This is a genomic window from Rhodobium orientis (assembly GCF_003258835.1).
GTDB lineage: Bacteria > Pseudomonadota > Alphaproteobacteria > Rhizobiales > Rhodobiaceae > Rhodobium > Rhodobium orientis.
In genome coordinates, this window is record NZ_NPEV01000136.1 from 1 (window position 1) to 289 (window position 289).

At 48.8% G+C, this 289-nt stretch carries 1 protein-coding gene; it reads left to right on the forward strand.

All coding sequences use genetic code 11. The annotated features are described in order from the left end of the window. A partial coding sequence (locus tag CH339_RS25545) for an ABC transporter transmembrane domain-containing protein (RefSeq protein WP_146610296.1) occupies window positions 1-289 on the forward strand: 289 nt, incomplete at both ends.

Genomic DNA, 289 nt, shown 5'->3' on the forward strand with positions numbered 1-289 from the left:
GTCAATGATATCGACAATATCAATACGTCATTGCAGCAGGCGCTGACGCAAATGATTACGTCTGTCATTACAATAGTCGGAATCATCGTCATGATGCTTTTGATCAGCCCTGTGCTGACGCTCGTCGTCTTCATCACGGTCCCGCTCAGCATGCTGGCCGTCCGATTCATTGCCTCATTTTCGCAGAAACACTTCGCCGCGCAGCAAAAAGAACTCGGCGACATCAACGGACACGTTGAAGAAATGTTTACGGGGCATCAGGAAGTAAAGGCATTCGGGCATGAAGAAA